This window comes from Proteiniphilum sp. LBM24028 (genome assembly GCF_056629195.1).
Genome location: NZ_CM152817.1, coordinates 3,515,815 through 3,529,069 on the forward strand (window position 1 = coordinate 3,515,815; position 13,255 = coordinate 3,529,069).

At 46.4% G+C, this 13,255-nt stretch carries 10 protein-coding genes and 1 tRNA gene; 8 read left to right on the top strand and 3 right to left on the bottom strand.

Annotated elements, in window-relative coordinates; translation table 11 throughout:
- Positions 1-6 precede the first annotated feature (6 nt).
- The 5 genes from AC1HCU_RS13980 (at position 7) to AC1HCU_RS14000 (ending at position 6,948) form a co-directional block, all read left to right on the top strand.
- Positions 7-1,086, top strand: a complete 1,080-nt coding sequence (locus tag AC1HCU_RS13980) for a sugar kinase (protein WP_480366893.1) — start codon at positions 7-9, stop codon at positions 1,084-1,086.
- 22 nt (positions 1,087-1,108) lie between these two features.
- Positions 1,109-2,563 carry a decarboxylating NADP(+)-dependent phosphogluconate dehydrogenase gene (gene gnd, locus AC1HCU_RS13985; RefSeq protein WP_480366895.1) on the top strand — a complete coding sequence of 485 codons (1,455 nt, stop codon included), beginning with the start codon at positions 1,109-1,111 and terminating at the stop codon, positions 2,561-2,563.
- 101 nt (positions 2,564-2,664) lie between these two features.
- On the top strand, positions 2,665-3,948 hold the full coding sequence (locus AC1HCU_RS13990) for a nickel-dependent putative hexonate epimerase (protein ID WP_480366897.1): 1,284 nt from the start codon (positions 2,665-2,667) through the stop codon (positions 3,946-3,948).
- Between the two features lie 135 nt (positions 3,949-4,083).
- Positions 4,084-5,505 carry a Gfo/Idh/MocA family oxidoreductase gene (locus tag AC1HCU_RS13995; RefSeq protein WP_480366899.1) on the top strand — a complete coding sequence of 474 codons (1,422 nt, stop codon included), beginning with the start codon at positions 4,084-4,086 and terminating at the stop codon, positions 5,503-5,505.
- Positions 5,506-5,595: 90 nt separating this feature from the next.
- A complete protein-coding gene (locus AC1HCU_RS14000) occupies positions 5,596-6,948 on the top strand; it encodes a 3-keto-disaccharide hydrolase (protein WP_480366901.1) in 1,353 nt (450 codons plus the stop codon).
- 65 nt (positions 6,949-7,013) lie between these two features.
- On the opposite strand, the gene AC1HCU_RS14005 is transcribed toward AC1HCU_RS14000, so the two are convergent.
- Positions 7,014-7,514 (bottom strand): flavodoxin, encoded by a 501-nt coding sequence (locus AC1HCU_RS14005; protein WP_480366903.1) that lies wholly within the window; start codon positions 7,512-7,514, stop codon positions 7,014-7,016.
- Positions 7,515-7,635: 121 nt separating this feature from the next.
- On the opposite strand from AC1HCU_RS14005, the gene AC1HCU_RS14010 reads away from it, so the two are divergent.
- Together AC1HCU_RS14010 and AC1HCU_RS14015 are read left to right on the top strand one after the other, a co-directional pair.
- A tRNA-Arg gene (locus AC1HCU_RS14010) sits at positions 7,636-7,707 on the top strand.
- Between the two features lie 153 nt (positions 7,708-7,860).
- Positions 7,861-9,510 carry an IS1182 family transposase gene (locus AC1HCU_RS14015; protein WP_480366905.1) on the top strand — a complete coding sequence of 550 codons (1,650 nt, stop codon included), beginning with the start codon at positions 7,861-7,863 and terminating at the stop codon, positions 9,508-9,510.
- 93 nt (positions 9,511-9,603) lie between these two features.
- On the opposite strand, the gene AC1HCU_RS14020 is transcribed toward AC1HCU_RS14015, so the two are convergent.
- Complete coding sequence (locus AC1HCU_RS14020) at positions 9,604-10,212, bottom strand: hypothetical protein (protein WP_480366907.1); 609 nt, start codon at positions 10,210-10,212, stop codon at positions 9,604-9,606.
- A 490-nt stretch (positions 10,213-10,702) separates the two neighbouring features.
- Here AC1HCU_RS14020 and AC1HCU_RS14025 point away from each other — a divergent pair, with 490 nt between their 5' ends.
- Positions 10,703-11,488, top strand: coding sequence for a 3-keto-disaccharide hydrolase (locus tag AC1HCU_RS14025; protein ID WP_480366909.1), 786 nt, complete (start codon positions 10,703-10,705; stop codon positions 11,486-11,488).
- A 112-nt stretch (positions 11,489-11,600) separates the two neighbouring features.
- Here AC1HCU_RS14025 and pckA read toward each other — a convergent pair whose 3' ends face one another.
- A complete protein-coding gene (gene pckA / locus AC1HCU_RS14030; protein WP_480366911.1) occupies positions 11,601-13,193 on the bottom strand; it encodes a phosphoenolpyruvate carboxykinase (ATP) in 1,593 nt (530 codons plus the stop codon).
- Positions 13,194-13,255 lie beyond the last annotated feature (62 nt).

Below are 13,255 nucleotides of genomic sequence, written 5' to 3' on the forward strand. Positions count from 1 at the left end.
TAAAATATGTCACTCAAACTAAGAAAGGAATTCAAATATTCACTGGTTGTCCCCACCAGCATGGGTGTGCGGATTACACCGGTGAATGCGCAGCCGGTGCAGAGTACGAACCTGTTTCAGATGCAGGCTACCAGTGCCGAAACAAATGTGGCCAGCATCTCCTCTTATCTGGGTCTGCCGGTAAAGGTGCTTACTACTTTTGTGAAAGACAGTCCTATTGCTGCCTTCATCAAAGCCGATCTGCGAGCACGTAACATGGACTACGAAGGACCGGAAGTGCCACAGGGCGATCCCTGGGGCTATCGTCATCAGTTCAATATCGCCGACAGCGGTTTTGGACTGCGCGGCCCGCGTGTGCAGAATGACCGTGCCGGTGAGGTGGGAAGAACGTTGAACGTAAAAGATTTTGACCTCGAACGAATTTTCGGCGTGGAGGGAGTCCAGATTGTACATCTCTCCGGACTGATTGCTGCGCTGTCTCCCGAAACAAGTAATTTTTGCCTGGAGATCGCCCGCTATGCAAAAAAACATGGCACGTTGATTTCCTTTGATCTCAATCACAGAGCTTCTTTCTGGAAAGGACGGGAGAGAGAGCTGCACGAAGCCTTTACCGAAATAGCCTCTCTCGCTGATATCCTTATCGGCAATGAAGAAGATTTTCAGTTGTGTCTTGGCATTGAAGGTCCCAAAGCAGGGGGTGAAAATATCGGAGATACCATGGATGCCTTCAAAGGAATGATTCTGAATGCGAAGCAGGCATTCCCGAATGTATCGGTCTTTGCAAACACGCTTCGTGAAGTGATCAGTGCCAATGAACATCTCTGGGGAGCCATTGTTTATGAAAATGGAACATGGCATGAAGCTCCTCTGCGCACCATCAATGTGATGGACCGCATTGGGGGGGGCGATGGATTTGTGGGCGGACTGCTCTACGGCATCCTCAAAGAGATGTCGCCCGAAAAATGGATTCAGTTTGCATGGGCAAGTGGCGCTCTGGCAACAACCTTCCTGACCGACTATGCGCAACCGGCCGACGAAGAGGTGATCTGGAGTATCTGGAACGGTAACGCACGCGTAAAAAGATAATCAAAAGAACAAACAATAATTTATGAAAGAAAAAGCAGATATTGGATTGATCGGATTGGCCGTAATGGGTGAGAATTTGGTCCTGAATATGGAAAGTAAAGGCTATACTGTGGCTGTCTTTAACAGGACAGTTGCCAAAGTGGACGACTTTCTGGCAGGGAGAGGTAAAGGCAAAAACTTTATCGGAGCCCACTCACTCGAGGAATTTGTGGCTTCCATTGAAAGGCCACGCAAAGTGATGATGCTGGTAAAAGCGGGCAAGCCGGTAGATGATTTTATTGAACTGCTCATTCCGCTGCTCGAGCCAGGCGACATCATCATCGATGGTGGAAACAGCCATTTCCCCGATACGATGCGTAGGACAAAATATGTGGAAAGTAAAGGGCTGCTCTATGTGGGTACCGGTGTTTCCGGTGGTGAAGAGGGAGCATTGAAAGGCCCGTCGATGATGCCGGGGGGATCACCCGAAGCCTGGCCGCACGTGAAAGAGATCTTTCAGTCGGTGGCAGCCAAGGTGGACGGAGGCGTTCCCTGCTGCGACTGGGTAGGAGAGAACGGTGCGGGACACTTCGTGAAGATGGTGCACAACGGCATTGAGTACGGCGATATGCAGATCATCAACGAAGCGTATCACCTGATGAAAGATTTGCTGGGTATGGACGCCTTTGAGCAGCACGAAGTGTTTAAAAAATGGAATAAAGGTGTCCTGGATTCCTATCTGATTGAGATTACCACCGATATTCTCGACTTTAAAGACGAAGATGGTTCCCCGTTGGTGGAGAAAATTCTCGATACTGCCGGCCAGAAAGGTACCGGAAAATGGACTGCCGTCTCGGCACTCGATTTGGGTATTCCTCTCACGCTGATCGGAGAATCTGTTTTTTCACGCTGTCTCTCGGCTCAGAAAGATCTGAGGGTAAAGGCCTCGAAAACACTTACAGGGAAGAAGCCCGACTTCAAGGGTGATAAACAGCAGTTTATTGACGATCTCGAAAACGCTATTTATGGTGCCAAGATCATCTCATATGCACAGGGATACGACCTGATGATGGAAGCTGCCAGAGAGTATGGCTGGAATCTCAACTACGGAGGAATCGCATTGATGTGGCGCGGTGGATGTATCATCCGTTCCCGCTTTTTGGGGGACATCAAAAAAGCATTTGACAACAACCCCGCACTGGAGAATTTGCTGCTTGACCCCTTCTTCAAGAATGCGGTACAGTCGGCCGAAGAGAGCTGGCGCAGAGTATGTGCCACGGCATTGTTGAACGGCATTCCCGTACCGGCCATCACCTCGGCTATGTGCTACTACGACGGTTTCCGCAGCGAGCGTCTACCGGCAAACCTGTTGCAGGCACAACGGGATTACTTTGGCGCTCATCAGTATGAACGCCTCGACAGTCCACGTGGAAAATTCTTCCATACCGACTGGACAGGTCGTGGTGGAAATACTGCTTCTACAACATACGATGTATAATTGTAAATAAACTGCGACAGACTGGTCCTCTTCATCCGATGTAACCGGCAGGTTATGCGAGGGTGACCGGTTTGTTGCAGATAAATGATCGACACAAAGCAATGATTTATTACGAAAAAGGTTCCTCTCAAACAGATTTGTCGGGTGACGATCTGCAGAAGGGGCTGTATGAAGCATTTGACAAACTGGGGGAACGGCAGAAAATTCTGGCCGTTCCGCCTGATTATACCCGTCTTCCCAGCAGAGCGGGAGAACTGACAGAAATGACATGGAAGTACTATGGTGAAAAACTGACCGATATCCTTCCTGCATTGGGTACACATACGCCCATGACAGCACACCAGATCAGCCACATGTTCGGCGAAACACCGGAAACACTTTTTCGGGATCACGACTGGCGCAACGACGTGCTCACCATGGGTGAGGTACCGGCAGAATACATCCGGGAGGTATCGGAAGGAAAGGTCGATTTCTCCTGGCCGGCTCAGGTTAACAAGCTGCTGGTGGAAGGTGGGTTCGATCTGATTCTTTCCATTGGACAGGTCGTCCCGCACGAAGTAGTGGGTATGGCGAACTACAACAAAAATATCCTGGTGGGTACCGGGGGAAGCGAAGGAATCAACAAGAGCCACTATATCGGTGCCGTCTATGGCATGGAGCGGATGATGGGGCGTGCCGATACACCGGTACGGCGCGTGTTCAACTATGCCACCGAGAAATATTTGAAAGATCTGCCCATTATCTACGTGCTCACCGTGGTAGGTGTCAATGAAAAGGGAGAACAACAGACATACGGATTGTTTGTGGGAGATGACCTCGAAGTGTTCGACCGTGCCGCAAAACTGTCACTGGAAGTCAATTTTGTGATGGTCGACAAGCCGTTACAAAAAGTAGTAGTGTGGCTCGACCCCACGGAATTCAAAAGCACCTGGCTGGGGAACAAATCGATCTACCGTACCCGGATGGCTATTGCCGATGAGGGAGAGCTGATCGTCCTGGCACCGGCACTGAAAGAATTCGGAGAGGACAAAACAATAGACCGGCTGATTCGCAAGTATGGTTATTTTGGTACACCACATACCTTGAAGGCGGTCTCCGAAGATCCGGAACTCCGCGATAACCTGGGCGCAGCCGCGCACCTCATTCATGGTTCGTCGGAAGGTAGATTTTCCATCACCTATTGTCCGGGCAAAGGAACTGAAAACCTCACCCGGAAAGAAATTGAAAGCGTGGGATTTCAGTGGGGAGACATCGATGAGACCCTGCAGAAGTATGATGTTTCCCTCCTCAAGGAGGGATTCAATACCCTTCCGGACGGGGAGGAAATTTACTACATTTCCAGCCCGGCACTCGGATTATGGGCATACAAAGACCGGTTTGAATAATCCACATTGCCCGAAAATAAAGCTTCTGGAGAGGAAATGGAATCATTCATTTTTCTCCTAAGGCTTTTTTTTATATATCTTTGAACCTCCGTATCTGGATCGGTAAATTGAAAAACAACAATTAATATAATTATCATGACAACAAGAAGAGAGTTTCTCAGAAATGCAGCATTGGCATCTGCGGGATTGGCCATGGGAGGTATATCGACCAAAATGAATGCCGCAAGCTACAACAGGGTGGTGGGTGCCAATAAGAAAGTGAACCTTGCCCACATTGGTGTCGGCAACAGAGGGTGGGAGATCATGAACGATTTCGATAAAACCGGACTGGCCAACGTGGTTGCCCTGTGCGATGTTGATCTGGGTGCAGAACACACAAAGAAAGCACTTGCCAAATTCCCCAACGCGAAACGCTTCCGGGACTTCCGCGAGATGTTCGACAAGATGGGCAACGAGATTGAGGCGGTGGCCATTGCCACGCCCGACTTTGCGCATTTTCCTGCCGTGATGATGGCGATGTCCGAAGGCAAGCATGTATATGTGGAGAAGCCGCTGAGCCGCACTTTCCTGGAGTCGGAACTGATCATGAAGGCAGCCCGGAAGTATCCCAAAGTGGTTACCCAGATGGGAAACCAGGGGCACTCCGAGGCCAACTACTTTCAGTTCAAGGCCTGGAAGGAAGCCGGCATCATCAAGGATGTGACGGCGATCACGGCCCACATGAACAACCCGCGCCGGTGGCACGGCTGGGATCCGGACATCAAGAAGTTTCCCGCCGCAGAACCGGTTCCCGAAACACTGGACTGGGATACCTGGCTAATGGCGCGCGACCATCATGATTTCAACAAGGATTTCCACTACGGGCAGTGGCGTTGCTGGTATGATTTCGGCATGGGGGCGCTGGGCGACTGGGGCGCACATATCATTGATACGGCCCACGAGTTTCTGGAGCTTGGACTGCCGGAGGAGGTAACCCCTCTGTGCCTGAGCGGACATAACGATTACTTCTTCCCGATGTCGAGCACCATTGAATTTAAATTTCCGAAACGTGGCAAGATGCCACCGGTGGTGATTACCTGGTACGATGGATTGGATAACATTCCTGCCGTACCGGATGGGTACGGCGTGTCAGAGATCGATCCCAATATTCCGACTGTGGCGGGTGGAAAGATCCAGCCGGCGAAGCTGAATCCCGGGAAAGAGATCTACAGCAAAGAACTCACCTTCAAAGGAGGCTCGCACGGCAGCACGCTGAGTATTATCCCCGGTGAGAAGGCGAAAGAGATGGAGAAGAAGCTTCCGGAAGTGCCGGAGAGTCCTTCCAACCACTTCGCCAACTTCCTGCTGGCTTGCCAGGGCAAAGAAAAAACTCGCTCCCCGTTCGAGGTGTCTGCACCGTTGAGTCAGGTGTTCTGCCTGGGTGTGGCAGCACAGCGGCTGAACCGTAAAATTGTGTTCGACAGAGAGACCAAACGAGTGACCAACGACGCCTTTGCGGATGCCTTCCTCACGGGTGAACCGCCCAGAAAAGGCTGGGAAGATTTTTATAAGATTTGAGTCGGCGGTACGGATTTAAAAAAACGGGTGCTAAAGACCAATTGTTCGCAAAAAAAGAAATTTATTGATCCATAACATAACAAGAAGAAAATGAAAAAAAACAGTTTGTTAATTTTAGTGATGACAGCATTACTCGTATCCTGTTCACAAGGACCGAAGTGGCAGGAGTTGTTTAACGGAAAAGATCTGCAAGGGTGGGAGAAGTTGAATGGTACTGCCGAGTATAAGGTGGAAGACAATGCCATCATCGGCATTTCTCAAATGAATACGCCCAATACCTTTTTGGCGACAACCGAAAAATACGACGATTTTATTCTTGAGTTTGAATTTAAAGTAGACGACGGATTAAATTCGGGTGTGCAATTCAGGAGCAATAGCCTGCCAGATTACAGGGATGGTCGCGTTCATGGTTATCAGTTTGAAATAGATCCTTCCGATCGTGCATGGACGGGCGGTATTTACGACGAAGCGCGGCGCGGATGGCTTTATCCGATGAATTACAACCCAGAAGGAATGAAGGCATTTAAGCACAGTGAGTGGAACAGTGCCCGTATTGAAGCCATTGGCAATTCTATCCGCACCTGGGTAAACGGTGTCCCTTGCGCCAATATCCTGGATGATACCACTCCGTCAGGGTTCATCGCCCTGCAGGTACATTCCATCGGGAAGGCCGAACTGGAAGGAAAGACCGTTGCGTGGCGCAATATCCGCATCCTTACGGATGAGCTTGATAAGTACAAAACAGCCGACGATGAGAATGTAATGCAGATAAACCAGGTGGCCAATACAATCTCTGACCGTGAAGCTGCCGATGGATGGAAATTGCTCTGGGATGGCAAGACCACCGAAGGATGGCGTGGTGCCAAGAGAGACGATTTTCCCGATCTGGGATGGTCGATTGACAATGGCATGCTGAAAGTACACAAAAGTGATGGTGGTGAGTCAACGAACGGCGGTGATATTGTTACGACCCGTCCTTACAAAAACTTTATGCTGAAAGTCGACTTTAAGATCACCGAAGGTGCCAACAGCGGGATCAAATATTTTGTCGATACCAACCTGAATAAAGGAGAAGGATCAGCCATAGGTTGCGAATTCCAGATTCTGGATGATCAGAATCATCCGGATGCCAAGATGGGGACCAATGGCAATAGAACGTTGGGGTCACTCTACGACCTGATTGCAGCTCCTGCGGACAAGCCATTCCGGAAGGGATTCTTCAATACCGCCATGGTGGTCGTAGAAGGCAATCACGTGGAACATTGGTTGAATGGTGTGAAAATTGTGGAATATGACCGCAACAACGATGCATGGAACAAATTGGTACAGACCAGCAAGTACAAGGACTGGCCCAATTTTGGTAATGCCGAAGAGGGTTTGATTCTTTTACAGGATCATGGAAATGAAGTCCTGTTTCAGAATATTAAAATAAAAGAATTGTAATTAGGTGTGCAATACATCATTTCCCATGAGACCGCCGGCCACCCTCCGGCGGTTTTTTGATATCTCTATATAAACTCATTTTTCAGTGATTCCACCCACTTTTCCAAACGCTCCTGCGTAAGGTCGTACTCGTTGTCCTCATCAATGGGTAAACCTATCCACGTACCCTCAATTACCGCGGTGGAACTGTCGTAGGTGTATCCTTCATCTGCTACCTGACCCACAATCCGTACTTTATCCTTTATTTCATCATATACCACTTTCATCGATTCTGCAAAACTTGTCGAATAGGATGCACTGTCTCCCAGCGCAAAAATAGCTACTTTTTTTCCGGCCAAATCCATCCTCGCAAATGAAGGAAGGAAACCTTCCCAGTCGTCCTGCAAGTCGCCTATACCTGTTGTGGATGTACCTATTACATAGTAGGGATAGTCTTTTATTTCATCGAGTGTTACTTCCAATACATTAAATATGTCTGCTTTGCCGTCGAAGAGATCCTGTACCTGCCTGGCTACCGATGCAGCATTTCCGCCTGACGAGCCGTATAATATGGCTATATTATTCATTGTTGTTTGTCTTTGCTTAGTGGATAAACATTTTAAGAAAGAAAATGTTTGTAAGGAGGACAGACAAGCATTTTTTTTCTTTTGAGTTTTACTGAAAATGTGTTACTTTTGCATCCGTTACGGCGCGGTAGTTCAATGGATAGAATAGAAGTTTCCTAAACTTTAGATTCGGGTTCGATTCCCGGCCGTGCTACTGAGGATGAATAATAAATTAAGGAAGGGGCTGTCTCAAAAGAAAGGCAGCCTCTTTTTTTAGTATCAAATTTTTCTTAAAAAAACCTCCTCAAATATTGTTATTTAAACCACTTTTTCATATCTTTATGTCTATATATCAAACACATAAGATATGGCTAAGCCTAAGTTTAAATCCTATAATCAAGGTCAAGTAAGTCTTTTCCCTCCCACTCTGGATGAAAAGGTCCCTCAAAACTCTCCTGCCCGTATCATTAATCAAATTGTGGATAACCTGGACTTGAGTAAAGTCTTCGACACGTATAAAGGTGGGGGTACAACTGCCTATAATCCACGCATGATGCTTAAAGTTGTTCTATACGGCTATCTGAACAATATTTATTCAAGTCGTAAGATCGAGCAGGCACTTACTGATCGAGTTAGTTTCATGTGGCTCTCAGGCAATCAAACACCTGACCATAACACCATAAACCGTTTTCGTTCATCCCATTTAAAAGACTCAATACATGAGGTCTTTACCCAGGTAGTGGTTATGCTTGTTGAAATGGGTTGTTTAAGCCTTGAAGTGGCATATGTTGACGGGACCAAAATTGAATCACGAGCCAACCGCTACACTTTTGTCTGGCGTAAATCCATTGAAAAATACAAAGAGAGACTCGAAGAAAAGATACTTAAAGTCCTTGGAATGATTGAGGAGGGTATCGCCCAGGATAATAACCCTGAGGATGATCCACCTACACCATTCAACAGCGAAGAGTTAAGAAAGCGTGTTGCTCAGATTAATAAAGAGAACCGGAGCAAAGAAGAACAAAAAGCAATAAAGACACTTGAGAACAAGCTTTTACCTAAACTTGAAGAGTATGAGCGGCATTTAGATACTCTGGCAAATCGTAATAGTTATTCCAAGACAGACTGCGATGCAACCTTTATGCGTATGAAAGAGGATCATATGCTCAATGGACAGCTAAAGCCTGCATATAATGTTCAGATAAGTACAGAGAACCAGTTTATAAGCCATTATGATTTTTATCCAAACCCCACCGATACATTAACACTGATTCCCTTTTTGAATGGATTTGAGAATCGTTATAATATTTTGCCCGTCAAGGTTGTGGCTGACTCAGGTTATGGTAGTGAAGAAAACTATGAGTTTATGCAGGGGAATGATATTGAGCCATTTGTAAAGTTCAACTACTTTCATAAAGAACAGAAAAGGGCATTTAAAAAGAACGGCTTTCTCTCTCAAAACCTTTATTATAACGCGGATGAAGATTACTATGTTTGTCCCATGGGTCAGCACATGAACAAGGTAGGAAAGAAAAGAAGCAAAACAGCTAGTGGGTACACATCAACAGCAACTATTTACGAGGCGAAAAACTGTAAGGGTTGTCCTTTGAAATGTCTCTGTAGTAATGCAAAAGGCAATAGAAGGGTGGAAGTAAATCATAACCTTAACCGCCATAAACAGAAAGCAAGGGAACTGTTGACATGCGAAGAAGGAATTTATCATCGAAGTCAGCGTCCTATAGAACCGGAGTCAGTGTTCGGCCAAACTAAATCCAACAAACACTACAATAGGTTCAGACACTTTAATAAAGACAAGGTTTTGATGGACTTTGCAATCTTCGCTATCGCGTTTAACCTCGGAAAACTACACTTGAAGGGATTAGCCGATAAAGAAATACTCTATTTTTTGGAGAAATATGGTCATAAAGGAGATATTATTCTGTTTTTTATAAAAATAGAGATCAACTCTAAAAGTTTCTCATCAATTAATAACAACAATCAGAAAATAGCAGCATGAAAAATTAAAAAAGGAGCTGTCCTTTTGGAACAGCCCCTTTTCTTTTTAGGGCAATGCAAGAGAAATAGCTCTTCAAACATATTTCATAATCATTTACTCCCACTTCATTCCCCACGACAAGCAACTGATTACGTATACAAGTTGTGTGCGTGGGTCTTGTGTGTTTAGCTGTTCAAAGTTTAGAAAAACAGTTGAAATGTAGGCCGGTGTCATATCTCCTGCTCTTTGTAGGTCGGTATGCAGCTCTGCCAGTTGTGGAAACTCTTTTCCCATATCGGCTAGAAAATCGATAAATTTGCTGTTTGTTGTCAAACTTGAAATCAATTTGCAATCGCATGTGTCACGGGAAGTAGAAATACCGGTAACCCAAATGGAACGAAAAGTCCCGATATGGAGTGCGTCCAGCAGTTTTGTACGCGCTTGGATGGATAGTGGAAAACTTTTTGGGCCTTCCAACATCATAAAATCCACCAGTTGTTTGTTAAACATGGTGTAGGCCTCAGATTTCGCCTTGACGGAAGCACCGGACTGAACACCGATTTCTTCTTCAAACAAATGTAACAACGTTTGCAAATCTGCCACCTCCTGTCCGGAAAAATGAACGGTTACGGAAGAGTAATCTGCCAGGTTATCTGACGGTTTCCCGCATCCCAATACGAGAAAGGCAATAAATAGTAAAATACAAGGAAACTTTCCAATCATTTTTACGGAATCTTTACTGTATGTGATATCTCAATCCTCTTCAATCCGCATGAAATCTTAAGAAGATTTGCTGCAAATTTAGCAATATATGTAATCCGAGGCAATATTAAATATTGAGAGTGACCGATGGAATTATGCGGGAAGACTTTTTCATCACCTTCTCCGAAGAATCTGAAGGCAGATGAAAGATACTCTTCAGCCACCCGGCCAGTCGACGTCCGGGTGACGACGTGACCGTTCCTACCGCCGGTTTCTGTGGTGTTGCCAAGGAGCGGATGGAAACGAAAAAAAGAAATGTACTGCTACGATTGGTCCTTCTGTACGAAAAACTGTCGAAGGAGGCGATCAAGAATGCATTGTTGAAAGGGTTACCCTCGCACCCGAACCCATTTAAGGAATCCCGCTTCGATCTAAAGCGGGATTTTTTGCGTTTGTTTTGTATCTTTGTCGGGAGTGTGAATGATAATGAAAAGCAAGTAATATTGTAACGATGAAAAGGAATCTTTTATTGATCTTTTGTGCCATGATTCTCCTGATGATGACCGCCTGCGGACAGAAGAGTGCTGAGAGCGAATGGATTTCACTCTTCAACGGAAAGGATCTGGCCGGATGGACACCCAAAATCACCGGCTATGAAGCAGGTGACAACTTCGGTAATACCTTCAGGGTGGAAGATGGATTGCTCAAGGTCCGCTATGATCAATATGATCAATTCGATGGACGTTTCGGGCACCTCTTTTATCAGGATGAACTTTCGCATTACAAGCTGCGGGTAGAGTATCGCTTCGTGGGAGATCAGTGTCCCGGAGGAGAGGGATGGGCTTACCGCAATTCCGGTGTCATGGTTCATGGTCAGCGTCCCGAGACGATGATGTTCGATCAGGATTTTCCCACCTCGGTGGAGGTACAGCTTCTGGGAAGCGACTCGCTGGTTGAAAGGACCAATATGAACGTCTGTACACCCGGCACCAATATTGTAATGAATGGTGATCTAAGGCTGGAGCATTGTATCAACTCCACTTCCGGACTCTTCTTCGGTGATGACTGGGTTACAGCAGAAATCGAAGTCAGAGGCAATGAGGTGATCTATCACGTAATAAATGGTGATACCGTGCTGCATTACAACCATCCACAATTGGATGAGCGGGATGCTACCTATGCACGGCTGATTGAGTTGAATGGAGGTGACAAGATGTTACACAAGGGGACGATTTCACTACAAAGCGAAAGCCACCCCGTCGACTTCAGGAAGGTGGAATTACTTATTCTGGAATGATTTTCCTTATTGAGCAGCGACATTGAGCGCTATCTTGCCTCGTCACCAGGTAAAAAAAGAGAAGCCGTCTTTTGGGGACGGCCTCTTAGTTATTGTAATCGAAATAGCGGGCTTAGTCTAACTGCGGTCCCGAAGGGATCAGCGCGAGGGCTGCTTCGTTATCACAGTATTGCTTGAAGTTTTCTATATACATGCCTGCCAGCTTTTTGGCTTTGGCTTCCCACTCGCTCTTATCGGCATAGGTGCTTCGTGGATCCAGAATGTCTGAAACGCCGTTCAGCTTCACGGGAGCAGTGAGGTTCATGACAGGAACATGGAATGTTTCAGCCTTTTCGATTGATCCGTCGATGATGGCATCAATGATGGCGCGGGTATCTTTCAGAGAGATGCGTTTTCCTGTTCCGTTCCAGCCCGTATTTACCAGGTAAGCTTTAGCATCATGCTCTTCCATTTTTTCGGCAAGACGTTGTGCATAGATGGTGGGGTGTACAGTTAGGAAAGCTTCACCAAAAGCGGGTGAGAAAGAAGGCTGTGGCTCAGTGATACCACGTTCGGTACCTGCCAGCTTTGAGGTAAATCCGCAGAGGAAGTGATATTGTGCCTGATTGGCATCCAGAATTGATACCGGGGGCAATACACCGAAAGCATCGGCAGAAAGATAGATGATCTTTTTGGCATGCCCTGCACGTGAAGGAAGCACAATCTTGCTGATGTGGTGGATCGGGTACGACACACGTGTATTTTCGGTAGTGGAGCCATCGGCGTAGTCGATGTTACCTTCATCATCCACTGTCACGTTTTCCAGCAAAGCATCACGGCGGATAGCTCTCCAGATGTCCGGTTCGTTTTCTTCACTCAGGTTGATTACCTTGGCGTAGCAACCCCCTTCATAGTTAAATACCCCGTTGTCATCCCAACCGTGCTCGTCATCTCCAATCAGAAAACGCTTCGGATCTGCAGAGAGTGTCGTTTTTCCTGTTCCCGACAAGCCGAAGAAAATTGCCACATCGCCATCTTTGCCTACATTGGCAGAACAGTGCATGGAAGCAATACCGCGCAAGGGCAGGTAGTAATTCATTAGCGAGAAGATGCCTTTTTTCATTTCACCACCATACCAGGTACCGCCGATCACCTGCATTTTTTCTGTCAGGTCGAACAAGGTGAAGTTTTCGGAGTTCAACCCGAATTCCTGCCATTTGTCGTTGGTTGTTTTGGAGCCGTTTAGGCAAACAAAATCGGGCTCGCCGTAATGGGTCAGTTCATAGTGTGAAGGACGGATAAACATGTTGGTCACGAAATGTGCCTGCCATGCCACTTCTACAATGAAACGCACTTTCATGCGGGTATCTTCATTTGTTCCGCAAAAAGTATCAACCACGTAGAGTTTTTCAGATTTAGAAAGCTGCTCTGTCACACGTCCTTTGCAATAATTGAATGCTTCTTTGGTGCAGGGACGGTTGATGGTACCATCCCACCAGAGCGTGTCCCGAGTTACGTCATCCTTTACAAAATATTTGTCTTTAGGTGAACGACCGGTGAATTTCCCGGTGTAAACAGCTGTGGCTCCGGTTTTTGTTAATTTGGCCTTTTCAAATCCCTCGTTTGCCGGATTCATTTCATCCTGAAACAGCGTCTCGTAGGAAGGATTGTGTACGATCTCAAAATCGCCCACAATACCATACTTGCTTAAATCTAAATTTACCATCTTGAAAAATTTTGGGTTTATTATTTATGATTGTATAAAACTCTTTTTTGATAAGTCCTAAA